This is a genomic window from Streptomyces sp. NPDC001292 (assembly GCF_042896465.1).
GTDB lineage: Bacteria > Actinomycetota > Actinomycetes > Streptomycetales > Streptomycetaceae > Streptomyces.
This window is the reverse complement of record NZ_JBIAXG010000003.1, coordinates 56,747-78,531: the sequence shown is the minus strand read 5'-3', so window position 1 is coordinate 78,531 and position 21,785 is coordinate 56,747. Positions and strand designations below refer to the sequence as shown.

21 protein-coding genes and 1 pseudogene are annotated in these 21,785 nt (G+C 72.6%); 16 read left to right on the top strand and 6 right to left on the bottom strand.

Annotated elements, in window-relative coordinates; translation table 11 throughout:
• The first annotated feature begins 106 nt into the window (after nt 1–106).
• The 4 genes from hmgA (at nt 107) to ACFY4A_RS05175 (ending at nt 4,697) form a co-directional block, all read left to right on the top strand.
• A complete protein-coding gene (gene hmgA, locus ACFY4A_RS05190; RefSeq protein WP_390828025.1) occupies nt 107–1,423 on the top strand; it encodes a homogentisate 1,2-dioxygenase in 1,317 nt (438 codons plus the stop codon).
• 27 nt (nt 1,424–1,450) lie between these two features.
• Nucleotides 1,451–2,200 (top strand): GntR family transcriptional regulator, encoded by a 750-nt coding sequence (locus tag ACFY4A_RS05185; RefSeq protein ID WP_390828024.1) that lies wholly within the window; start codon nt 1,451–1,453, stop codon nt 2,198–2,200.
• Nucleotides 2,201–2,226: 26 nt separating this feature from the next.
• The gene (locus ACFY4A_RS05180) at nt 2,227–3,399 is read left to right on the top strand and encodes a type ISP restriction/modification enzyme (protein WP_390828023.1); all 1,173 of its coding nucleotides are present in this window, start codon (nt 2,227–2,229) and stop codon (nt 3,397–3,399) included.
• 89 nt (nt 3,400–3,488) lie between these two features.
• A complete protein-coding gene (locus ACFY4A_RS05175) occupies nt 3,489–4,697 on the top strand; it encodes a CaiB/BaiF CoA transferase family protein (RefSeq protein ID WP_390828022.1) in 1,209 nt (402 codons plus the stop codon).
• 42 nt (nt 4,698–4,739) lie between these two features.
• Here ACFY4A_RS05175 and ACFY4A_RS05170 read toward each other — a convergent pair whose 3' ends face one another.
• On the bottom strand, nt 4,740–5,006 hold the full coding sequence (locus tag ACFY4A_RS05170; RefSeq protein WP_390828021.1) for a hypothetical protein: 267 nt from the start codon (nt 5,004–5,006) through the stop codon (nt 4,740–4,742).
• Between the two features lie 115 nt (nt 5,007–5,121).
• A pseudogene (locus ACFY4A_RS05165) lies at nt 5,122–5,555 on the bottom strand (anti-sigma factor); the annotation flags it as partial.
• Here ACFY4A_RS05165 and ACFY4A_RS05160 point away from each other — a divergent pair.
• Nucleotides 5,463–5,765, top strand: a complete 303-nt coding sequence (locus ACFY4A_RS05160) for a hypothetical protein (RefSeq protein WP_390828020.1) — start codon at nt 5,463–5,465, stop codon at nt 5,763–5,765. The pseudogene ACFY4A_RS05165 and the gene ACFY4A_RS05160 overlap by 93 nt on opposite strands.
• Nucleotides 5,766–5,906: 141 nt before the next feature.
• Here the strand turns inward: ACFY4A_RS05160 and ACFY4A_RS05155 are convergent, their stop codons facing one another.
• Nucleotides 5,907–6,716: an SGNH/GDSL hydrolase family protein gene (locus ACFY4A_RS05155; RefSeq protein WP_390828019.1), complete on the bottom strand. Its 810-nt coding sequence runs from the start codon at nt 6,714–6,716 to the stop codon at nt 5,907–5,909.
• Between the two features lie 384 nt (nt 6,717–7,100).
• Between ACFY4A_RS05155 and ACFY4A_RS05150 the strand changes: the two genes are divergently transcribed.
• The 6 genes from ACFY4A_RS05150 to ACFY4A_RS05125 all read left to right on the top strand — a co-directional run bounded on the left by ACFY4A_RS05150 (nt 7,101) and on the right by ACFY4A_RS05125 (nt 15,418).
• A complete protein-coding gene (locus ACFY4A_RS05150) occupies nt 7,101–7,403 on the top strand; it encodes a hypothetical protein (protein ID WP_390828017.1) in 303 nt (100 codons plus the stop codon).
• A gap of 1 nt (nt 7,404) precedes the next feature.
• Nucleotides 7,405–8,499: a GNAT family N-acetyltransferase gene (locus ACFY4A_RS05145; protein WP_390828016.1), complete on the top strand. Its 1,095-nt coding sequence runs from the start codon at nt 7,405–7,407 to the stop codon at nt 8,497–8,499.
• A gap of 392 nt (nt 8,500–8,891) precedes the next feature.
• Nucleotides 8,892–9,713 carry a glycosyltransferase family 2 protein gene (locus ACFY4A_RS05140; protein ID WP_390828015.1) on the top strand — a complete coding sequence of 274 codons (822 nt, stop codon included), beginning with the start codon at nt 8,892–8,894 and terminating at the stop codon, nt 9,711–9,713.
• Nucleotides 9,710–10,771 (top strand): glycosyltransferase family 2 protein, encoded by a 1,062-nt coding sequence (locus ACFY4A_RS05135; protein WP_390828014.1) that lies wholly within the window; start codon nt 9,710–9,712, stop codon nt 10,769–10,771. Before ACFY4A_RS05140 ends, ACFY4A_RS05135 begins: the two co-directional genes overlap by 4 nt.
• Nucleotides 10,768–11,583, top strand: a complete 816-nt coding sequence (locus ACFY4A_RS05130; protein WP_390828013.1) for a polysaccharide deacetylase family protein — start codon at nt 10,768–10,770, stop codon at nt 11,581–11,583. Before ACFY4A_RS05135 ends, ACFY4A_RS05130 begins: the two co-directional genes overlap by 4 nt.
• Nucleotides 11,576–15,418, top strand: coding sequence for a lipopolysaccharide biosynthesis protein (locus tag ACFY4A_RS05125; RefSeq protein ID WP_390828012.1), 3,843 nt, complete (start codon nt 11,576–11,578; stop codon nt 15,416–15,418). Before ACFY4A_RS05130 ends, ACFY4A_RS05125 begins: the two co-directional genes overlap by 8 nt.
• A gap of 30 nt (nt 15,419–15,448) precedes the next feature.
• Here ACFY4A_RS05125 and ACFY4A_RS05120 read toward each other — a convergent pair whose 3' ends face one another.
• Nucleotides 15,449–16,867, bottom strand: a complete 1,419-nt coding sequence (locus ACFY4A_RS05120) for a xylan 1,4-beta-xylosidase (protein ID WP_390828011.1) — start codon at nt 16,865–16,867, stop codon at nt 15,449–15,451.
• Nucleotides 16,868–17,011: 144 nt separating this feature from the next.
• Between ACFY4A_RS05120 and ACFY4A_RS05115 the strand changes: the two genes are divergently transcribed.
• Nucleotides 17,012–18,106, top strand: coding sequence for a DUF5925 domain-containing protein (locus ACFY4A_RS05115; protein ID WP_390828010.1), 1,095 nt, complete (start codon nt 17,012–17,014; stop codon nt 18,104–18,106).
• A gap of 37 nt (nt 18,107–18,143) precedes the next feature.
• Complete coding sequence (locus ACFY4A_RS05110; RefSeq protein WP_390828009.1) at nt 18,144–18,935, top strand: DUF72 domain-containing protein; 792 nt, start codon at nt 18,144–18,146, stop codon at nt 18,933–18,935.
• Between the two features lie 20 nt (nt 18,936–18,955).
• Here ACFY4A_RS05110 and ACFY4A_RS05105 read toward each other — a convergent pair whose 3' ends face one another.
• Nucleotides 18,956–19,327: a GntR family transcriptional regulator gene (locus tag ACFY4A_RS05105; protein WP_390828008.1), complete on the bottom strand. Its 372-nt coding sequence runs from the start codon at nt 19,325–19,327 to the stop codon at nt 18,956–18,958.
• Between the two features lie 86 nt (nt 19,328–19,413).
• Here ACFY4A_RS05105 and ACFY4A_RS05100 point away from each other — a divergent pair, with 86 nt between their 5' ends.
• Nucleotides 19,414–20,343 carry a GNAT family N-acetyltransferase gene (locus ACFY4A_RS05100; RefSeq protein ID WP_390828007.1) on the top strand — a complete coding sequence of 310 codons (930 nt, stop codon included), beginning with the start codon at nt 19,414–19,416 and terminating at the stop codon, nt 20,341–20,343.
• A complete protein-coding gene (locus tag ACFY4A_RS05095; RefSeq protein WP_390828006.1) occupies nt 20,324–20,842 on the top strand; it encodes a DUF402 domain-containing protein in 519 nt (172 codons plus the stop codon). The genes ACFY4A_RS05100 and ACFY4A_RS05095 overlap by 20 nt, the downstream gene beginning before the upstream one ends.
• 25 nt (nt 20,843–20,867) lie before the next feature.
• Here the strand turns inward: ACFY4A_RS05095 and ACFY4A_RS05090 are convergent, their stop codons facing one another.
• A complete protein-coding gene (locus ACFY4A_RS05090; RefSeq protein WP_390828005.1) occupies nt 20,868–21,494 on the bottom strand; it encodes a class I SAM-dependent methyltransferase in 627 nt (208 codons plus the stop codon).
• 140 nt (nt 21,495–21,634) lie between these two features.
• On the opposite strand from ACFY4A_RS05090, the gene ACFY4A_RS05085 reads away from it, so the two are divergent.
• On the top strand, nt 21,635–21,769 hold the full coding sequence (locus tag ACFY4A_RS05085) for a hypothetical protein (protein WP_390828004.1): 135 nt from the start codon (nt 21,635–21,637) through the stop codon (nt 21,767–21,769).
• Nucleotides 21,770–21,785 lie beyond the last annotated feature (16 nt).

Here is a 21,785-nt window from a genome sequence, read left to right as displayed (position 1 = left end):
TCCGCCTGGAGTCGGGTTCCTGCCTCCGCCCGGAGTAGGGGGCCTTGCGCCCCGGAAAACGCAATCCTACGGTGTTCCATAGGAATCAGGTTGCAAGGGAGCGATCATGAGCGGGGACGCACGCAAGACCGCCGAGAAACTGACCTACCTCTCCGGTTTCGGCAACGAGCACAGTTCCGAGGCGGTTCCGGGCGCGCTGCCCGAGGGCCGCAACTCCCCGCAGCGCGCCCCCCTGGGGCTGTACGCGGAGCAGCTCAGCGGTACGGCGTTCACCGAGCCGAGGGCCCACAACCGCCGCTCGTGGCTGTACCGGATCCGCCCGTCGGCCGCGCACCCGGCGTTCACCCGGACGGACAACGGCACGATCCGCACGGCGCCGTTCACCGAGACGGCGCCCGACCCGAACCGGCTGCGCTGGAACCCGTTGCCGGAGCCCGCCCGCGGCACGGACTTCCTCGCCGGACTGTGGACCCTGGGCGGCAACGGCGACGCCACCCAGCGCACCGGCGTGGCCGTGCACCTTTACCATGCCGACTCCTCGATGGAGCGCGTCTTCAGCGACGCGGACGGCGAGTTGCTGATCGTGCCGGAGCGCGGCGGGCTGCTGCTGCACACCGAGTTCGGGCTGCTGCACGCCGAGCCGGGGGACGTGGCGCTCGTCCCGCGCGGGGTGCGCTTCCGCGTGGAGCTTCTCGACGCCACGGCCCGCGGCTACGTCTGCGAGAACTACGGCGCCCCCTTCCGTCTCCCCGACCTCGGCCCCATCGGCGCCAACGGCCTCGCCAACGCCCGCGACTTCCGTGCGCCGGTCGCCGCCTACGAGGACGCCGAAGGCCCGGTGGAGGTGGTGAACAAGTTCTGCGGCAACCTGTGGACCGCCACCTACGACCACTCCCCGCTCGACGTGGTGGCCTGGCACGGCAACCTCGTGCCGTACGTCTACGACCTGCGCCGCTTCAACGTGATCGGCACGATCTCCTACGACCACCCGGACCCGTCGATCTTCACGGTGCTGACCTCGCCCTCCGACACCCCGGGCCTGGCCGGCGTGGACTTCGTCGTCTTCGCGCCGCGCTGGCTGGTCGGCGAGGACACCTTCCGGCCGCCGTACTTCCACCGGAACGTGATGAGCGAGTACATGGGCCTGATCGAGGGCGCCTACGACGCCAAGGCGGAAGGCTTCGTACCGGGCGGCGGCTCGCTGCACAACATGATGTCGGCGCACGGTCCGGACCGGGAGACCTTCGACAGGGCGAGCGCGGCGGAGCTGAGGCCGCAGAAGGTGGACGACGGGCTGGCGTTCATGTTCGAGACGCGCTGGCCGCTGACGCTCACGCCGCACGCGGCAGGGGCCGAGCACCTTCAGCGGCGGTACGACGACGTGTGGCAGGGGCTCGAGCGGCACTTCCGCCCCTTGCCCTGATCGATTCCCTACCGGTACGGATGACCCGTGACCTCCTTCGCCCCGGATTCGATCGTCCTGAACCGCAAGTTGCCGCTGTGGTACCAGGTGTCGCAGTCGCTGCGCGCCTCGATCCTCGGCCGCTCGCCCCAGGACCCGCTGCGCCTGCCCACCGAGGAACAGCTGGCGGGGCACTACGGCGTGAGCGTGCTGACCATGCGGCAGGCGCTGAAGGAGCTGGAGGACGAGGGTCTGATCACCCGGCACCGGCGGCGCGGCACGTTCATCGAGCCCGGCGCCCGGCGGGGCGCCCCGGTGCGGCTGCTGGGATCGGTGGACGCCATCGTGGCCCAGCAGTCCGGCATGACCACCGAGCTGCTGGCCCACGGCACGGTGGCGGTGCCCGCCGAACTCGCCGAGTTCTTCCCGGATCTGGGCGAGGTGGCGACGTACCACCGGCTGCGCGGCGACGAGAAGACCGGTGAGCCGACCAACCACGCCCGCAACTACGTCCGTCCGGAGCTGGCCCGCCGGATGGCGCCGGAGGATCTGGTGCGGTGGCCGATGACCAAGGTGCTGCGGGACGTGGTGGGCGCGGACATCAGCCGGATCACGGACACCGTCCAGGCCCGGCTGGCCGATCCGGAGACGGCGCGGCTGCTTCAAGTCCCGCTGCTCAGCCCGATCCTGCACTACACGGGGATCACCTACGACGCGGCGGGGCGGCCGCTGGACGTGGCGGTGATCCACTACCGGGGGGACCGTTTCTCCTTCACGGTCACCCTCGACGCCACCTGACCCGGCCGTCCGGGTCAGGTCGTACGATGCCCGGCGTGACGCACGACGACGCTCCGCCGCTGGCCGACCTCATGCCGTGGTCCGTCGCACCGCCGCGGCTGGGCCGGGGGTGGCCGGTGGCTCCCGACGCGGGCTGTCTCAGGGCCCGCTGGGAGGCCCTGCTGAAGGCCGAGGGCCCCGACCGGGAGGCCCTGTTCGAGCCGACGCGCTCGCGCACGCCGTACACGGCCGTCGGGCAGCTGCCGGGCCGGACCGGCGGCACCGAGAGGCTGGTCCGCGCCTCGGGTCCCTGCCCGGAGCCGGTGCGTGTGCTCGTGGCGCCCTTCGACGAGCAGTGGCTGATCCCCGACCACCGTCTGATCGACGCGGCCCGCCCCGAGTTGTGGCGGGTGGCGGACGCCCGGCAGGTCTTCGTGGCGGAGACGGCCGCCGCGCCCGGCACCGGACCGCCCCTCCTGGCGACCTCCCTGCTGCCCGTCCTGCGCACGGGCCGTGTCCGGCCCCTGTACCGCCGCCCGGCGGCGGCGGAACCGAACCTGGCGCCCGGCCTGCTGGACCACCTCGCCGCCCGGCTCGGGCACCGCCCCGACCCGGTGGACGTCCTCGCCTGGACACTCGCGGCGGCGCGCCCCGGTCCGGACGGCCCGGTGGTCCCGCTCACCGGGGACGCCGGGGTCTGGGCGGCCGGAGTGGAGCTGGGCCGCCGGACGCTGTGGCTGATGCGCCGCGACGGCGAGCGCCCCAAGCTCCCCGGCGGCCGCCGCCCCTACGTCCGTGCCCCGCTGCCCGCGCGCCCGTTGACCCTGCGCTACGACCGGGACGAGGAGACCCTGCACCTCGACGAGGGCCGCATCTCCCCTGTCCCGCCGCAGGCCTGGGACTTCGAGGTCGGTTCGGTGCGGGTCCTGGAGCAGTGGTTCGCCGCCCGGACCGCGCAGGGCGAACCGGGCACCCTCGCGGCCTTCGGCCCGGCGACCTGGCCGCAGGCATGGACGTCCGAGTTCCTGGAGCTGATCACGGTCCTCGCCCTGCTGGCGGAACTGCGGCCACGGCGGGAGGCGTTGGCGGTGACGGACCCGATCACCGCGACCGGACTGCGGTCCGCGGGGATCCTGCCGGTACCGGACGCGGCCCGACGGCCGGCCTCGGTCCTCGATCACCGCGAGGAGGGACCGGAGGGCCAGTTCGCCCTGATCTGATGCCGCCGCGCGCGGACGGGTGCCGGGGTGGCGATCCGGCCGCCCGCGCGGGTGAGCCGCGCCGGTGACAAAGGGGGTGGGCGCGGGTCATGATCCAGGGCATGGATCAGCTTCCGCCGCCCCTGGAGGGCATCACCGTGGTCGCTGTCGAGCAGGCCGTGTCGGCGCCGTTCGCCACCCGGCAGCTCGCCGATCTCGGGGCTCGGGTCATCAAGGTCGAGCGGGTGGACGGGGGTGACTTCGCGCGGGGCTACGACACCGCGGCGGGCGGACTCGCCTCGCACTTCGTGTGGTGCAACCGGGGCAAGGAGTCCGTGGCGCTGGGCCTGAAGGACCCGCGGGGTCTGGACGTCGTACGGCGGCTGATCGCCCGCGCGGACGTGTTCGTGCAGAACCTCGCCCAGGGCGCGGCGGCCCGGCTCGGTCTGGACTCGGCGACGCTGTGCGCCGGGCACCCGCGGCTGATCGCCGTGGACATCTCGGGCTACGGGTCAGACGGTCCGTACGCGCACAAGCGGGCGTACGACATGCTCGTGCAGTGCGAGGCGGGGCTGGTGTCCGTGACCGGCACGCCGGAGCAGCCGGTGAAGGCGGGGATCCCGGCGGCGGACATCGCGGCGGCCATGTACGCCTTCTCGGGCGTGCTGGCGGCGCTGGTGCGGCGCGGCACGACGGGGTGCGGCGGTCCGGTGGAGGTGTCGATGCTGGAGGCGCTCGCAGAGTGGCTGGGGCACCCGCTGCACCACGCGATGCACGGCGGGACCGCCCCGGCGCGCACCGGCCTGGCGCACGCCGTCATCGCCCCCTACGACGCCTTTCCGACCGCGGACGGCGGGCGGGTGCTGCTGTCGGTGCAGAACGACAGGGAGTGGCGCCGACTCGCCGAACAGGTTCTGGCCCGCCCGGAGTTGGGGACGGATCCGATGTTCGCGACGAATGCGGCACGGGTCACGCACCGGGAACGCACCGACGAACTGGTCGGCAAGGTGCTCGGCGCGCTGGACACCGACGAGGCGCTGGCCCGGCTGGAGGGCGCGGGCATCGCCTGCGCGCGTCTACGGGACGTGCACGAGCTCGCGGAGCATCCGCAGCTGGCGGCCCGGGAGCGGTGGCGGGAGGTGGGCACACCGGTCGGCCCGCTCAGGGCGCTGCTGCCGCCGATCACGCTGCCGGGCGGGACCGGGCCGTACATGGGGGACATACCCGCGCTCGGACAGCACACCGAGGCGCTGCTGCGTGCCGTGGGAATGACAGACGGCGAGATCGCTGCGCTGCGCCGGGACGGCGTGGTGGCCTGAGCGCGGGTCAGGTGAACGGGCCGGGGAGACGCCGGTCGGGACTCAGCGCGCGCCGAACAGCGAGCGGCGCAGTCGGCGCAGCGGCGCGAACAGCGACACGCGGTGGACCCGGGCGCGCCTGCCCGTGCGGTCGTGCGGGCCACGTGCGGTCAGCTCGCGCATCAGCGACGTCGCCTCGACCGTCTCCCGCTGCGGCACGGCGGGGCCGGCCAGCACCGACAGATGGCGGTCGAGACGCGAGCTGGTCGCGCTGCTCCCGCAGGTGATCGCAGGGACCCTGGCCCTGCTGCGCACTGTTATCTGCTCCATGTCACTCCCCACCCGTACGAGTCCACCCGGCCCGGGCAGAGTAACCCTATCGCCCCGTTGGGGCACTCGTGTATCGCGGTGGCAGGATTCACCTTCCCTGGTGGGGTGTTGACGATTACCCTCCGAATCCGACCGCTTTCAAGGTGAGTTGAACAATTGGCGGCGTAGTGGGCAGAGGTGACCCTCCATCGGGTTCTTCGGTCACGGCGAGTGATGTCGCCGATCGGGTGAGACCCGAGACGACCAGGGGCGCGTCATCCGCGACAGGCCGAGGCAGTGCGGTGGTGCGCCGGGGCGCATGAGTCACAGCCGGCGCACCCGGCCACTGGGCGGGGCCGCGTACCCGCCCACGGTGACCACGGCCCGCCCCCCCCCCCGGGAAGCGGAAGCGATCACTCCGATACTGCGGCCCTCCGCGTCCCGGCCGACGGCGGCCCGGGTGTCCCGGGCGAGAACGTGTGCGATCTCACGTGCCCGGTCCCGCCGGGCCGCCGGATCGTCCTGGGTCCGGTTCGCCTGGACGGCGAAGAGCGCGGCGACGACGAGGGCCGGTTCGGGCTGCTGCTCGTGGTGGCGTACGGCGTCGGGCTCGCCCTGACCCTCACCGTGGCCGGGTTCGCCGTGGTCAGGCCGGGCAGCGGCGTGAGCCGCCTGCTGGACCGGCGCACCCGCTGGACCGCGGGCCCGGCGGCGGCCTGGTACGCAGGACCGCGCCGCTCGCGTCGGCGTGCGTGGTCGTCGCTCTGGGAGCCGGACTGATGTTCAGGGGGGCGGCAGCGACGCGGGGCTGAGCGGCCGTCACCCAGGAGTCCGGGGCGGGCCGGCGCGGCGGAGACCCCGGGAGGGCGGGGCCTCCGCTTCGGGAGCGAAGGGGGCAGGTGGCCTGTTGACGACGGTGGGTCAGGCCGCCTTGGTGAACACCGGGAGGTAGCCGCCGGAGTGGCCGGCCGCCGTCGGGTGGTAGGACTCGCCGATGTTGAGCCAGTTGACGCTGTGCAACCAGGAGCTGCCGGAGCAGATCTCGTGGCCGGAGAAGGTGGTGCGGACGTCGCCGAAGACGAAGCCGTGGTTGGCGGCGATCTTGGCCGTGGCGGCGTCGATGTAGTCGGCGGCACCGTTGATGGCGGAGCGCTTGGCCTCGCTGAGGCCCAGGCAGAACTGTCCGAGCAGGTAGAAGCGGGGGTAGCCGATGACGACCACGCGGGCGTTGGGAGCCTTGGCGCGAATCGTCGAGTAGAGGTTGTTCAGTTTGCCGGGCAACGTCGAGTCGACGTACGCCTTGGCGGTGTTGATGCGCGAGATGCAGTCGCTGTCGGACTGGAGCACACAGGTCGTCATGACGTCGGAGAACCCGGCGTCGTTGCCGCCGACGGTGATCGAGACGAGGGCGGTGGCGGAGTTGAGCGGGCCGAGCTGGTTGGCCAGTACGTCGTCGGTCCTGGCACCCGAGCAGGCGGTGAAGGAGAACGACGACGGGGAGTTGGCGGCGTTCCACAGGTAGGGGTACGCGTTCGTGCTGCGGTTGCAGCTGCCGCTGGAGCTGATGTAACTGCCGGCGCCCACCCCCGAGGAGTAGGAGTCACCGAGGGCCACATACGGGCCGCTCGCCGCCAGTTGGGAAGCCTGCGCCGTCGCCGCCCCGGTCAGGGCGAGGCAGACGGTCAGGAGGAGGGAACCGATATAGGCGGAAATTCGGGAACTTCGTCTCATGGAACCTCCCTTTAGCAGGATCTCTGCCGTAACCGTCGTAGCAGCTACGCGTGTTGACAGGGAAGTGTCCATGCCAAGAATTTCCAGCGATCAACGAGATCCGTTGTGGCACAAGAGGCTTGGGAGGTCGAGAACCGGCCAGTCGACAGGGGTTCGCGGGCGTGCGAGAACCCGTACGGGCGGCTTCCGCATCTTGACGGGCGCGGCGGGCTGCGCGACATTGAAGCCCGGCATCCGGCGCTTCGGGGGGCAAAGTCGCCAATGCAGACCATACGCATCAAGACAGCTTCAACACCGGGCACACAGCGGGCGCGGCCAGGGCCGGGGAGGGACCTGTCACCGCTGCTCGCGGGCGCCGCGACGGCAGCCGGGGGGATCGGTGCGGTGCTCGCGCTGACCGGCTCCGGCTCCCCTCTGCGCGGTCCGCTGGCGCTGTTCTTCCTGCTCGCGGCGCCGGCCGCGGCCATCGCCGCCGCGCTGCGCGGGCTGGATCCTTTCGGCCGCGCCCTCGTCTCAGTGGCGGGCGCGGTCGCCCTCGACATGCTGGTGGCCCAGGGGTTGCTGGCCGTGCACCGATGGTCCGTCAGCGGCGGACTGCTGGCCGTCACCGCGTTCAGCTCCCTCGTTCTCCTGCTGGTTCTGGTGCGGCGGCAGCGCGGCCGTACGGCGAGAAGACAGGGCTCCTGACGTGGACATCAGCGTGTACCGCCCCGGCGAGCTGACCGCCGCCGACCGGGCGGCGTGGACCGCGATGCAGTCCAAGGCTCATCTGCACGGTGCGGAGGAGCTGGCGAACCCCTTCCTGTCCCCCGAGTTCGCGCTCGCGGTGGGCCGGTGCAGACGCGGGGTGCGGATCGCCGTGGTGCGCGAGGACGGCGAGCCCGCCGCGTTCTTCCCGTTCCAGAGATCGGCCACCGGCGTCGGCCGGGCCGTCGGGCTCGGCGTCTCCGACTGCCAGGGCCTGGTGCACCGGCCCGGCTTCACCTGGGACGCCCGTGAGCTGCTGCGGGCCTGCTCACTGGCAGTCTGGGAGTTCGACCACCTGGTGGCGGGCCAGGAGCCGTTCGAGGCGGGAGCCTCCGGCAGCTTCCCGTCCCCGGTCATGGACGTCGACGGGGGCTACGACGCCTATGTGCGCGAACTGCGCGCGCGCTCGCCGAAGTTCACCCGGACCACGCTCGCCAAGGAGCGCAGGCTGGGCCGTGACATGGGCCCGGTGCGCTACGTCCACGACGAGCGCGACCCCGCCGCGCTGCGCAGGCTGATGGCCTGGAAGTCCGCGCAGTACCGGCGGACCGGGCGCAGCGACCGCTTCGCACACGACTGGATCACCCGCCTGGTCACCCAGCTGTTCCACACCCGCTCCGACCCCTTCGCGGGGATCCTGTCGGTGCTGTACGCGGACGGCCGGCCGGCCGCCGCCCACTTCGGGCTGCGCACCGAACGGGTGCTGGCCTGCTGGTTCCCGGCCTACGACCCGGCGTTCGCGAAGTTCTCCCCGGGGCTGATCCTGCATCTGCGCATGGCCGAGGCGGCCGCCGCCGACGGCATCGCGTACCTGGATCTCGGCCGGGGCCAGAAGGAGTACAAGGACTCCCTGAAGACACGCGAACTCAGCGTGTCCGAAGGGTGGGTGACCCGCCGTCACCCGGTGGCGGTCGGGCACCGGGCGCGCCGCGCCCCGGTCCGGGCGCTGCGCAACGCGGTGCAGTCGCGGCCGGAACTGTTCGAGCCCGCGGACAGGATCCTCAAACGCATGGGACAAATCCGTTCCAGGCGATGAACAGTGCGTAGAGGGTTGTGTTACGGCAAAAGCATCAAAAACGTGAGGCCTCGTTGCAGGTCTTGCCATACTGGTTCAATCGTCAATACCGTCGTACATCTCACCCGCATCGGACCGTCGGCAAGCGGCTCAAGGGGAGGGCTCAGGGCCGAGACGTTCCGGCGCGGAGCGCGGTAGGGGGGTGCCGTGCTCGGTGACCGCAGGTGTGACCGAGCCGTGCCGCGCGACCGGCTGCCGTTCTTCCGGCACGCCGGCCAGCTTTGCCAGCTCACCCGGGGTGTTCGGAGAGCCGTTCCGGCGTGCCCCGGGTGATCAACCCCCCTTTCGAACCGGATACACAGCCGGGCCGCCCGAGGGGCGGGCGGTCCGCCGGACGAGAGGGAACACGACTCATGAGCTCCGTTCTGCGCTCGCCTTCGTCGGGACAGGATCCGACGCTCGCCGCGGAATACCGGCCCATCTCCTCGCACCTGGCCATCACACCGCCGGTGAGCGTGGTGATCCCGGCCATGAACGAGGCGGAGAATCTGCCCTACGTCTTCAAGACGCTCCCGGAGTGGATTCACGAAGTGGTTCTCGTGGACGGCAATTCCACCGACGACACCGTCGAAGTGGCCCGGGAACTGTGGCCCAAGGTGAAGGTCGTCGGGCAGCGCGGCAAGGGCAAGGGGGATGCCCTGATCACCGGCTTCGAGGAGTGCACCGGCGACATCATCGTGATGGTCGACGCGGACGGCTCGGCCGACGGCGGCGAGATCGTCTCCTACGTCTCCGCCCTGGTCTCGGGCGCGGACTTCGCCAAGGGCTCCCGGTTCGCCAACGGCGGCGGCACCGACGACATGACCTTCATCCGCAAGCTCGGCAACCGGGCACTGTGCGCCGTGGTAAACCGCAAGTTCGGCGCCCGCTACACCGACCTGTGCTACGGGTACAACGCGTTCTGGCGGCACTGCCTGGACAAGATCGAGCTGGACTGCACCGGCTTCGAGGTCGAGACGCTGATGAACATCAGAGTGGTCAAGGCCGGACTGAAGGTGCAGGAGATTCCCAGCCACGAGTACCTGCGCATCCACGGCGCCAGCAATCTGCGCGCCCTGCGCGACGGGCTGCGGGTGCTGAAGGTGATCCTCGAGGAGCGCTCCAACCGGCGTGAACTGCGCCGCCAGGCCCGCCGGTCCCCGATGCTCGACGCGGTGCGGGGAGAGGCGTCTTGAGCGGTCTCGGCGTCTCCGTCGTGATCTGCGTCTACACCGCGGACCGCTGGGAGGACATCCTCGCGGCGGTCTCCTCGGTGCGGGCGCAGTCCCGGCCGGCCCTGGAGACCCTCCTGGTGGTGGACCACAACCCGGCGCTGCTGGAGAGGCTGGCCAAGGAGTACAAGGAGTACCAGGACGGCGGCGAGGTGCGGGTGCTCGCCAACGCGGGCCCGCGCGGCCTGTCCGCCGGCCGCAACACGGGCATCGCCGCCTCCCGCGGCGAGATCATCGCCTTCCTCGACGACGACGCCGTGGCCGAGCGGGACTGGCTGCGGCACTTCGCCGAGGGGTACGCGGACCCGCGGGTCATGGCCGTCGGCGGCCGGACCGTTCCGGTCTGGGCGTCGGGCCGCCGGCCGGCCTGGTTCCCGGAGGAGTTCGACTGGGTGGTGGGCTGCACCTACCGCGGCCTGCCGCCCGGCCGGGTCCGGGTGCGCAACGTGCTCGGCGGCAACGCCTCCTTCCGGCGCACGGCGTTCGACGCGGCGGGCGGCTTCGCCACCGGTATCGGCCGCGACGGCGACAAGCGCCCGCTGGGCTGCGAGGAGACGGAGCTGTGCATCCGGCTCTCCCGGGCCCGGCCGGACGCGGTCCTCCTGATCGACGACCGGGCGGTCATCCACCACCGGGTGCCCGAGGCGCGCGAGCACTTCCGCTACTTCCGCACCCGCGCCTACGCCGAGGGCCTGTCCAAGGCGCTGGTCGCGCGGAGCGTCGGCGCGCAGAGGGGCCTCGAGTCCGAGCGCCGCTACAGCACCCGGGTGCTGCCCGCCGGGGTGGCCCGCGGGCTGCGGGACGCGCTGCTGGCCCGGCCGGGCGGCGCGGGCCGGGCCGGCGCGATCGTCGCCGGTGTGCTCACGGCCGCGGGCGGCTATGCCGTCGGCAGCGTCAGGGCCCGGCGGGGCGGAGCGACGTTCTCGGTGGCGAGGATCGCGCAGACCCCGCGGAGCGGGAGGACCGGGCAGACCCGGAGGAGCGGGGGAACCGGGCAGGACGAGGGGGGACGCACCGCATGAACGGCCGTACCAGCGCACCCGTGCCGGTGCTCATGTACCACGCGGTCGCGCCGGAGCCCAACGAGGCCACCCGCGAGCTGTCCGTGACACCGGAGGCGTTCGCGGAGCAGATGGCCGTGCTCAAGGACCGGGGCTTCCAGCCGGTCACCACGGCCCGGCTGGCCGAGCACTGGCGTGGCACGGGCCAGCCGCCGCTGCCTGCGGACCCCCTCCTGATCACCTTCGACGACGGCTACGAGGGCGTGCACCGCTACGCCCTGCCGACGCTGGCCCACTACGGCTTCCCCGCCACGCTGTTCGTCTCCACGGGCTGGATCCGGGGCGCCCACGACACCGGCGGGGGCCTGGACACCATGCTCGACTGGGACCAGGTGCGCGAACTCGCGGCCGGCGGGGTCGAGATCGGCGGGCACAGCCACACCCATCCGCAGCTCGACCAGCTCGACGACGACACCCTGTGGTCGGAGCTGATCCGCTGCAAGGAGATCGTCGCCGGTGAACTGGGCACCGTCCCCCAATCGTTCGCCTATCCCTACGGCTACTCCAGCCGCCGGGTGCGGGCCCGGGTGCGGGCGGCGGGCTTCACCCAGGCCCTCGCCGTCGGCAACGCCCTGGCCCGCCAGCGGCAGGGCCCGTACGCCCTGCAACGGCTCACCGTGCGCCGCAGCACCACCACCGAGGAGTTCGAGCGGATCGTCGAGGGCCGCGCGATCACCCGGAACTTCGCCAGGGACCGCGCCCTCACCAAGGGCTACGCCATGGTCCGCAGAGCCAGACAGGTCCGCCGGAAGGCCATCCGTACCCGTGTCTGACACGACCACCACCACCGAGGCATCGGCCACCGGGCCCGAGGCGCCCGAGCAGCCGGGGCGCCGTCTGCGGCTGCCCGGACGGGGCCGGTCCCCCGGCGGCAACCCGCTGTTCCGCAACGCCTACGCGTTGATGCTCAACACCGGGATCTCCGCGGTGCTGGGCCTCGGCTACTGGCTGGTCGCCGCCCGCTACTACTCCGATGACGCGGTCGGCCAGGGCTCGGCCGCCATCGCCGCCATGAAGCTCCTCGCCGGGCTGACCGCGGTCACGCTCACCGGGGCCCTGGCCCGCTTCATCCCGATCTCCGGCCGCGCCACCGGGCATCTCATCGCCCGTACGTACGTGGGCAGTTCGCTGATCGTTGCGTGCGCGGCCGGAGTGTTCCTGCTCACTCTCGACGTGTGGGGGCCGTCGTACCGCTTCCTGCACGGCCTCGCCCACGGCCTCGGCTTCGTCGTCGCCGTCATGGCGTGGAACCTGCTCACCCTCCAGGACGGGGTGCTCACCGGGCTGCGCAGCGCGCCCTGGGTCCCGGTGGGCAACACCGTGTTCTCGGCGGTGAAGCTGGCCCTGCTGGTGGGGCTCGCCGCCGCGATCCCGACGACCGGCGTCTTCGTCTCCTGGGTGGCGGCGATCGCCTTCTCCATCGTGCCGCTGGGCTGGCTGGTGTTCCGGCGCCTGGTGCCCCGGCACGTGCGGGCGACCGAGGACCACGCCACACCGCCGACGGCGAAGGAGCTCGGGCGGTTCCTGGCGGGCGACTACACCGGCTCGCTGTTCTCCCTCGCGGTCGTCTACCTGGTGCCGGTGATCATCGCCGCGCAGGTCAGCTCCGCGGACAACGCGTACTTCTACGTCACGACCACGATCGGCGGCACGGTCAACCTGCTCGCCATCAACATGGGTGCCTCGCTGACCGTCGAGGGGTCGCACGACCCGGCCCGGCTGGCCGCCAACACCCGCGCGGCGCTGAAGCGGATGGTGCGCATCATGCTGCCCATCTGCGGGCTGCTGTTCCTGCTGGCCCCGTACATCCTGCACGTCTTCGGCGAGGGCTACGCGCACGCCGCCACCCCGCTGCTGCGCTGGTTCGCCGTCGGCGCGCTGCTGCGGGTCGTGATGGAGACGTACTTCGCGGTGCTGCGCGCCCAGAGCCGTACCGCCGGACTGGCCTGGCTCCAGGGCCTGCTGTGCGTGCTGGTGCTGGGTCTGACGGTGCTGCTGCTCCCCCGGATGGGGCTGACCGGCGCCGGCGTCGCGGAGATCTCCAGCCTCGCCGTGATCGTCGCGATCGCCGCGCCGAAGCTGTACCGGACCGTCAGGGCAGCGCCCGCCGCCGACGTCCCCGACGACGCGGCACCCGACGGGGACCTCGCCGACCTGGGGGCGCGCGAGGTCCCCGCCGGGGCCGCACCGCACCGGCGGCCCGCCTGGGCACTGGACTCCGACACCCTCGCCCTGGGCGTCCACGTCGACTTCGACCACGTGGAACGCCGGCCGGACGTACGGCCCGGACCGGGCACCCCGCCCACCGGCACCGCCCGGGCGAACCCCGGACGACCGCCCACCGGGCCGCACGGGCCGGAGCCGCTGGGGCTGCCGGTGGAGGAGCTGCGGCCGGCCGAGCGGGAGGTGGACGCCCCGTTCGGGGCGGAGGAGCGGGCCGTCGTACCGGACGGTCCGTACACCACCGGCGAGCGGGCCGTCATGCCGGAGGCGGCGGCCCCGGCGCGGGATGCCGCGGCGGAGGGGGCCGCGGCGGAGGACGCCCTTCTCGCACAGGGCGGGCCCGAGCGGTCCTGGCGCGAGCGTCTCGCGCCCACCCGGGCCGGCGTCCTGCTCGGTTGCCTGCTGACCACGGCACTGCTGCTGTACTGGGTGCCCGCGCTGCGCCTGGACGACTCCGACCTGGACCGGATGGGCGGACTCGGCCTCGTCTCGGTGCTGCCGCTGCCGACCCTGGCCGGCGCCGCGCTGCTGACCGGGGTGTTCGCCGCGCTGCTGTGGCTGCGCCGCGAGCACCGGGCGCTGCTGCTGGTCACCCTGGTCACCACCGTAGTCTCCCTGCACGCGCTGCCCGCGGTGATCGAGAGCGAGCCGCGCTTCGCCACCGCCTGGCAGCACCTCGGCTTCATCGACTTCATCGACCGCACCGGATCGGCCGTACCGGACCTGGACGCGCGGTGGAGCTGGCCCGGGTTCTTCGCGGTGGCCGCCTTCGTCGCCCGCGCGTGCGGTCTGAGCGACTTCACTGAGGTCATCCGCTGGTGGCCGCTGACCATCCAACTGCTCTACCTGCCCCCCATGTTCCTGCTGACCCGCTCGCTGCGGGCGAGCTGGCGGGCCAGATGGACCGGCGTGTGGATCTTCGTGCTCAGCGGCTGGGTGGGCCAGGACTACTTCTCCCCGCAGGGCTTCACCTATCTGCTGTACCTCGCCTTCGTGGCGATCCTCCTCGTCTGGTTCCGGGCGCCGCGGATGCTGTGGACCAAGGTCCGGCCGGGCGAGGCGGAGGTGGAGCCGGCCGGCCGACGGCAGCGGACGGTGCTGCTCCTGGTGGTGATCGGCCTGTTCGCAGCCAGCGTCCCGGCGCACCAGCTCACCCCGTTCGTGATGCTGGGCGTGCTGGCTGTGCTGGTTCTGGTCCGCAGGTCCGAACTGCGCGGCCTGCCCGTGCTGTTCGCGGTGCTGGCGGCCTTCTGGCTGGGCTTCATGGCCGAGCCGTACTGGTCCGGGCACTTCGACGAGCTGTTCGGCGGGGTCGGCGGGGTCGGCAGCAATGTCTCGACGTCCGTCTCGGGCCGGATCCAGGGCGGCGACTCGACCCACGAACTGGTGTTGTACGCACGCGTGCTGCTGGCCGGTTCCGTGATGGCCTTCGCCTGCTGGGGCTGGTGGCGGCGGCGCGAGAACAAGTACCGCGAGCGGTCCCTGCTGGTGCTCACCTTCGTCCCGTTCCTCGGCTTCGGCATGCAGTCCTACGGCGGCGAGATGGCGCTGCGGGTCTTCATGTTCGCCCTGCCCGGGGCCGCGTTGCTGGCCGCGCTCGCGCTCTTCCCACGCACCGGCGCCACCGCGGAGGAACGGGACAGGGACCGGGTGAGCCTGGCGCCGCTGGCCGCGCTGATGGCGGGCCTGCTGCTCATGGGCGGCTTCCTGGTCGCCCGCTGGGGCAACGAGACCTTCGAGCGGATCCGGCCCGGCGAGGTCGCGGCCATGGACTACGTGTACGCCCACGACAGGCCGACGGTACGGCTGTTGTGGCTGAGCAACGACCCCGCCACCAACGTCACTCCGGCCATGCCCTGGGGCGCACGGGACATGGAGCGCGTCGACTATGTGCCCACCCTGGCACCGACCGACCCGGTGCTGGTCTCCGGCCTGGTCAAGTCGCTCGAGGACGCGGGGCCCAACTCGTACCTGATGATCAACCGCAGTCAGGTGACGTATCTGCGGATGGACGTGGGCTACTCGGCCACCTGGGAGTCGCGGCTGGTGCGCCACCTCGACGGCCGTCGGGAGCTGAGGAAGGTCCTCGGCAACGGCGACGTGACCCTGTACGAGTTGCGCGAGCAGCCCGCCGGGCCCGTGCCCGAGCCGGATCCGGGGCCGATCGGGCCGAGGGTGACGTGGACGCCGTGGTCGGTCGTCGGCGGGCTCGCGGCGCTGGCGCTGACCGTGATGCTGACGGCCCGGGAGGTCGTCCGGGTCGCGATACGGCCCAGTGTGCGCCGGCTGCGGTGGCTGCAGAGCAGCTTCTGGTTCTCGCTGCCGCTGCTGGCGGTGCTGTTCGCCTCACTGGTGCAGCGGTTCCTGACGATGGGAGGCGGCTGAGCGTAGGGCGGGTGGAGCGCTTCCGGCGGATCACCGCCGGAGCCACTTCACCTCGTACGCCTTCATGTCGAAGCGCCTGCCGTCGATCTGCGCGCTGATCGTACGGTTCAGGGTGTTGACCACCAGGACCGTCCTGTCGTCGGCCAGGACGCGCACGTTGGGCACGTCGTCGGGGGCGACGGACACCGGCTGGTGCCTGGTGCCCGGCGGGAACGCCCGGTTGAAACGGGAGACCAGGTCGTACATGGGCAGCGCCCGGCCGCCGCCGGAGGTGTCGGTCGGGGTCCACAGGCAGCCGGGGCAGTCGCCCGTACGGTTCTCGGGGTTCCAGTAGAAGCCGGTGGAGGCACCGCCCTTGGCCATGGCGATCAGGCCGGCGGCCTGGACGGCGACGCGGTGCGGTTCGGACCACTCCTTGCGGTCGTCGTTGCGATCGGCGGGCTCGACGTAGTACTCGGCCCACCACAGCGGCAGGCCGCCCGTCTGCCGCCGCACCCACCGGCCGACGTCGGTGAGCTTGTCGGTGGCGCGGAACTCGTCGGGCAGCAGGTCGTCGTCCTTGGTGTAGCTGGAGCCGTCCACGACGACGAAGTCGGCGCCCGCCTTGTGCTCGTTCCAGTAGGCGAAGGCGTCCAGGACCCGCTGGTCCATGGCCCCCCAGGAGCCCCGCAGGACGGTCGAGGCGTCCTGCTTCTGCCGCGGGTCGACACTGTCCATGACCAGGTAAGGTCCGCCCACCATGATCTTGGGATCGACCTGTTTGAGCGCTTTGTGGACGAGGTTGTAGAGCTCGGTGTAGCCCTCGTAGTCCCAGCGGCCCTCGGCGTTGTTCCAGAAGCCCTTGAACTCGTTCCAGACGATGAAGTGGCGTACGTCCGGATAGCGCTTGGCGACGGTCGCGGCGAGTTCCGCGTAGTCCTTGTAGTGGGCGCGGGTCGGGGCGGTCTCCAGGGCGGCCTGGCTCCAGTCGGTGTTGTCGACGCCGGCCCGGCCGCCCTTCATCCAGTCGGGCGCGCAGCACAGCGTGATCACCGGAGTGCCGCCCGAGGCGCGGACGAAGTCGATCCGCCGGTCCAGCGCCTCGAAGTCGTAACGCCCCCTGACCGGCTCGGGGTTGTCCGCGCCCCAGCCCATGATCGCCTGGTTCTGCGGCAGGCCGCCGTCCTTCGACAGCAGCCCCTCGACCCGGCCGGTCGCGGCGGCGCTGCCCTCGTCGGCGCTGAACTGGGTGTGGGTGAAGCCCCAGCCGACGTCCGGCCCGTCCGCGTTCCGCGGGGTCGCCGGTGTGCCGTGCACCTTGTCGCCGTCGCGTGTGGTGCCCTCGGTGCTCGCACCGCCGGGAAGCGTGCCGAGCAGGGCCACGACCAGGGCCACCGCCGTCACTCCCACGCCGAGCAGCGCGGTGAGCCGCCACCGCCCCGCCTTCGGATTCCCCCCATGACGTCTCATCAAGGACAACAGTAAGGGCGGAAATCGTCCGCGGGACAGGGTTCGGCCGTGCTCGGCTCACGCGGGACTCCGCCGGAGCGCCGGGCACATGGCGCGCGGGGGAAACCGGGTGCGCAGGGCGCCCGCGTGACAGATCATGGCGGCATGTCCGCGAACCCACACGACGCTCTGCCGATCCGGCTCACCGTCGACGACTCCGACTCGCCGTCCGACGTCGTCGACGCGCTGCTCCTCGGCCGCTTCGCGACGGGCGAGCAGCCGTACTCGCACGCGGCGAACATCGACCGCGTACGCCCCGGCGCCACTCTGCTGCCCAAGGACGCCCGGGTGCTGCGCGCGGCCCGCGACGACGACCGCAGCGCGACCCTCGCCGAGGGCGAGGGCTGGACGCTGCTGATCTCCCGGTGGAACCGGGGCGCCGACGTCACGGTCACCGCGACCAGCGCCGAGCTGGCCGCGAAGGTGTTGGAGGAGGCGACGGACGGCGCCGCGGACGAGCCGGAGCCGCAGCCGGAGAACGTGACGATGGGCTTCTGGTACGTCTCGCCCCGGCGCGGCCCGCACCGCACCACCCGGCAGATCTCGGCGGGCACCTGGGACGAGCTCCGGCCGAACTACACCGCCCCGGTCGCGGACGCCATGGACCGGCTGATGAAGACGACCCCCGAGGACATCGCGGGCCGGCTGCTCCTGCTGCACGGCCCGCCGGGCACGGGCAAGACCTCGGCGCTGCGGACCCTGGCCCGGTCCTGGCGCGACTGGTGCCAGGTGGACTGCGTACTGGATCCGGAGCGGCTGTTCAGCGACGTCGGCTACCTCATGGACATCGCCATCGGCGAGGAGGACGCGGCGGGCAAGGGGCGCTGGCGGCTGCTCCTGCTGGAGGACTGCGACGAGCTGATCCGCGGCGAGGCCAAGCACACCGCGGGCCAGGCGCTGTCCCGGCTGCTGAACCTCACCGACGGCCTGCTCGGCCAGGGGCGCAACGTGCTGGTCGGGGTGACGACAAACGAGGACCTGGAGCGCCTGCACCCGGCCGTGGTCCGCCCGGGCCGGTGCCTGGCCCGTATCGAGGTGGGCCGGCTGACCCGCCGGGAGGCGGTGAACTGGCTGGGCGCCGAGGAAGGGGTGGGCCGCGAGGGGGCGACCCTCGCCGAGTTGTACGCGCTGCGGCGGGGCACGTCGCCGACGGCGCTGCCGGAACCGCGCGAGGGTGCCGACGCGGGTCTGTACCTGTGACGGGTCCCCGTGCGGGCTCCGGTGCTTTGATGGGCTTATGACCCTGTTCGTCGGGACGTCGGGCTGGCAGTACAAGGACTGGCGGGGCGTGCTGTACCCGCAGGGGTGCCCCACGCGGCTGTGGCTGGAGGAGTACGCCGCCGCCTTCGCCACCCTGGAGGTCAACAACGCCTTCTACCGGCTGCCCGCGCGGGAGACCTTCGAGGCCTGGCGGGAGCGGGTTCCGACGGACTTCGTGGTCGCGGTGAAGGCGAGCCGGTACCTCACACACATCAAGCGGCTGAAGGACCCCGAGGAGCCGGTGCACCGCCTGATGACGCACGCGGCGGGCCTCGGCGACCGGCTGGGCCCGGTGCTGCTCCAGCTCCCGCCGACCCTGCGCGCGGATCCGGAACTGCTGGACGCCTGCCTGGCGTGCTTCCCGTCCGGCACCCAGGTCGCGGTCGAGCCGCGCCACGAGTCGTGGTGGACGCCACGGGTGCGCGAGGTCCTGCAGGCCCGGGGCGCCGCCCTGTGCTGGGCCGACGCCCACGCCCGCCCGGTCACACCGCTGTGGCGGACGGCCGACTGGGGGTACGTCCGCTTCCACGTGGGCCGCGCCAGGGCCTGGCCGCACTACGGCCGGCGGTCGCTGGAGACCTGGGTCGACCGGATCGCCACCACCTGGCCGGGCGAGCGGGACGTGTACGCCTACTTCAACAACGACCCGACGGGGGCGGCGGTCCAGGACGCGGTGGTGTTCGCACGGGCGGCCAGGAGCGCGGGCCTGGCGGTGACCCGCACTCCGACGCTCACGGGTGACCGGCAGCAGGTCCCGCCGGGCCGGTGACTGTCGAGGCCGCCGCTTCCCTACCGCTCCCCGTAGGCCGCCCGCAGGGCGTCCCGCACGGCGGCGAGCGCGTCCTCCTCGGTGAGTCCGAGCCGTCGCACCCGCTCGGCGTACGCCTGGGCGGCGGCCGCGGCCTCCCGCGCCGCCGCCGAGTCCGCGGCGGCGACGAACGTGCCGTTGCGTCCGCGCGTCTCGATCACGCCGTCCGCCTCCAGTGCCCGGTAGGCCTTGGCGACCGTGTTCGCCGCGAGCCCGAGCGACTCGGCCAGCCCGCGCACCGTGGGCAGCCGGTAACCCACCGGCAGCGCCCCCGACCGCGCCTGCTCGGAGATCTGCGCCCGCACCTGCTCGTAGGGAGGTGCGCCGTCCTCGATGTGGATCTTCAAGGTCACGGGGTGATTGTCCCGCACGCGTACGCGTACGGCCCAGCGGAAAATGGGAGGCACCCCGCCCGGTCTCCGCCGTAGCGTGCCCCTCCATGACCGTGATCATTCGCGACCTACGCCCCGACGCGCCGGCCGACCTCGAGGGCTTCGCCCGCGTACGGCACCTCGCGCTCCCGTTCATACTCGTCACCCCCGACTCGCTCGTCCACGAACTCACCCACCTGCACCCCGACGCCCACTACCGGCCCCTGGTCGCCGTGGCGGACGAAGAGGTGATCGGCACCGCGCAGGTGCACCTGTCCCACGAGAGCACCGAGCCCGGCCAGGGCAACATCAACGTGTACGTGCATCCCGAACACACCCGCCGCGGCGCCGGCACGCTCCTCGTGCGGGCCGCCGAGGAACACCTGGCTGCGCACGGGGCGACCAGGCTGCACTCCTGGGTCCTGGACGAGCCGGGCAACCGCGCCTTCGCCGAGCGGCACGGCTACCGGGCGAGCCGGAGCGCGCACTTCCTCCGGCTGGATCTGGCGGGCGGCGCCCTCCCGCCGCGGCAGGACCCGCCGCCGGGCGTGGAACTGCGCCGGGGCACGGACTTCGCCGACGACCCGCGACCCCTGTTCGAGCTGGACGCGGAGACCGTGGCGGACGAACCCAGCGACGTGGACTACGAGTTCACCGACTACGAGGCCTGGCTGGCGGAGACCTGGCGGCACCCGCTGTTCAGCCCCGAGCTGACGTCCGTGGCGGTGGCCGACGGCCGTCCCGTGGCCTTCACCGCGGCCCGTACGGACGGCGGCACCCGGTACGGCACGGCCATGACGGGCACCGCCCGCGCCTTCCGCGGCCGGGGCCTGGCCAAGCTCGCCAAGAACGACTCGCTGCACCGCGCCCGGGCCGCCGGGTACAGGGAGGCGTTCACGGGCAACGACACCGGCAACGCGCCGATGATCGCGATCAACGAGTGGTTCGGGTACGAGGTCTGCGGGACTGAGGTGCGCCATGTCCGCGAACTCGGCTGAGACCGGCGGCCGGCCGCAGGCGCCCACGGAGCTGGACGTCTTCCTCGTCAAGGGCGGCCGCACCAAGATCCGCTACCGGGGCGCGCTCGTGTCCGACGACGGCACGCGCATCACCGTCCGGGCCGAGTGGGCGGGCGAAGGCGCCCGCGACTTCGGCTTCGTACGCTTCGAGCCGGGCGACGTCTTCACCGAGCACTACTGGCGGAACCGCTGGTACTCGGTGAAGGAGGTCCGTGACGCCGGGGGCGCGCTGAAGGGCTGGTACTGCGACGTCACCCGCCCCGCCACCCGCTCCGGCACGGACCTCGTCGTCGAGGACCTCGACCTGGACCTGTGGCGCTCCGCCGACGGCACGGACGTACGGCGTCTGGACGAGGACGAGTTCGCGGCGAGCGGTCTGGCACACGCCGACCCCGGGGCCGCGGCCGCCGCTCTGGCCGCCCTCGACGAGCTGGAGGGGCTGGCCCGCGAGGGCGGCTTCGAGTCGCTGCTGTCCTGATCCCGCACCGGCGGCTCGCGCGGGCTCAGTTCGAGGCCACCACCGCGTACCGCTCGTCGTCCACCTCCCTGCCCCACAGCCGTGCGTCGGCCGACAGGGGCTCGAGGTGGATGTGGGAGGCGAGTGGCCGAAGAAGCATGGTCAGCCGGTCCGGGGGTATGCCGACCGGGGTGAGCGTGCCCCAGACACCCTCGACAAGGACGAGCCGGCCGTCCGGCCGCAGCAGCCCCTGCCAGTGCCGCAGCGCGCGGGCGGGGTCGGGCAGTGCCCACAGGACGTGCCGGACCAGGACGGCGTCGAAACGCTGCCCGCCCACCGGCGGGTCCGCCGCGTCACCGACCAGGAACGCCGCGTCGCGGCCGGCGAGCTTCGCGCGGGCCCGCTCCACCATGGCCGGGGACAGGTCGACGCCGGTCACCCGGTGCCCCTGCTCGGCGGCGAGGAGCGACAGGCTGCCGGTACCGCAGCCGAGGTCGAGGATCTCGGCGGGGCGCCCGGGCAGCCAGCCGCGCAGCCGTTCGGCCCAGGCGGCGCGCACCCCCGGGTCGCGCAGCCCGTGATCCGGCTCCTCGTCGAAGACGGCGGCCTGGGCGTCCCAGTCCACCCCGGCCCGGGCCGTCCCGTCACCGTCGGTCGTCGTATGCGCACTCATGCACCCCAGAGTGACACCCGCCACTGACAACCCAATGGTGACAGCCGCCACAGACAGACCCGCGCCGATGAGCAACTCTCGCCCGAAAGGTCCTGGCTCCGTACGAAGACGGACCCGGTAAGGCCTCGAAGGAGGCAGCCATGCGCCGAGTGACAGTGCAGAAGCCCCTGAGGAAGACGGACGCCCGCCGCGTCCGCGAGGAAGCCGACGAGCGTCCGGCCGGGCGACCCGAGGTCCGCAAGGACGTCGCACGCACGTGGTGGCCGGACACATGACCGGCGGCCCGGCCAT